Origin of the sequence: Plantactinospora sp. B6F1 (assembly GCF_040120695.1) — a bacterium.
GTDB lineage: Bacteria > Actinomycetota > Actinomycetes > Mycobacteriales > Micromonosporaceae > Plantactinospora.
Genome location: NZ_JBEEAC010000094.1, coordinates 1 through 1,204 on the forward strand (window position 1 = coordinate 1; position 1,204 = coordinate 1,204).

General features: G+C 66.3%; 1 protein-coding gene. It reads left to right on the top strand.

The window, feature by feature from the left end:
* Positions 1 to 100: 100 nt before the first annotated feature.
* The coding region (locus ABNF97_RS33925) for an IS630 family transposase (protein WP_349341066.1) at positions 101 to 1,204 on the top strand (1,104 nt) is incomplete at its 3' end.

Below are 1,204 nucleotides of genomic sequence, written 5' to 3' on the forward strand. Positions count from 1 at the left end.
GCTAGTGCCTCGTCTTTGAACGTTGATCGTGTAATCCGTCGGTTCTGAGGATCTATCGGGCAGGCTGTCTCCCAGCACTCGTGGTGGGAGGTGATGGCCGGTGGGCAGACGGCCAGAGGTGTTCGTCCGGCAGGTGTCGATGGCCGAGGGCCAACGGCTGCAGAAGATCACCCGTACCGCAAAGGACCCGGTCAAGCTGCGGCGGGCGATCGTGGTGCTGATGTCGGCCCAGGGCCAGCCCGCCCCGGACATCGCCCACCTGCTGAAGGTAACCGAGGATTACGTCCGCGACGTGATCCACGCGTTCAACGACCGGGGGTTCGACGCGCTGTCCCCAAAATGGAGAGGGGGCGCACCGAGACGGATCGATGAGCAGACCAGAGACTGGATCTGCGTCATCGCCCGGTGTGACCCCCGCTTCCTCGGCCGGCCGTTCTCCTGCTGGTCCCTGGCCAAGCTGCGCGACTACCTCATCGAGTCGGGCTACGTCACCACGATCAGTATCGAGACCGTCCGGCAGATCCTGCACGAACGCGGGATCTCCTGGCAGGCGACCAAGACGTGGAAGGTCAGCACCGACCCCGACTTCACGTCGAAGATGCGCCGGGTCCTGGACCTGTACGACCACCCGCCCGCCGACGGTCGGGTGCTGTGCGTGGACGAGTTCGGGCCGCTGAACCTGCAACCCCGCCCCGGCCGCGCCTGGCGCCCGCGGGGTCAGCCGGTGCGACAGCGGGCCACCTACACCCGCGACCAGGGGGTACGGCACATGATCGCCGCCTTGGACCTGGCCACCGGCCGCCTGCACTACCGCATCCGTGACCGCAAACGCTGGCGCGAGTTCTTATCCTTCCTCAAGACCCTGCGCGCCCGCTGGCCCGACCAGAAGCTGTACCTGATCGTGGACAACTTCTCCCCGCACAAGCACCCCGAAGTCCGCGCCTGGTGCGCCGCACACCAGGTCGACCTGGTGTTCCTACCGACGTACTCGTCGTGGCTGAACGGATCGAGGCCGAGTTCGCCGCCGTGCGGTACTTCGCCCTCAACGGCACCGATCACCGCAGCCACGCCGAACAGGACACCGCGATCGGCGACTACATCCGCTGGCGCAACCAACGCGCGAAGCCGAAGACATCATTCGCCGCCGGCTCCAAGATCCGCCACCCGGATTACCCGTTCAAGGCTGCATGACGAGGCACTAGCT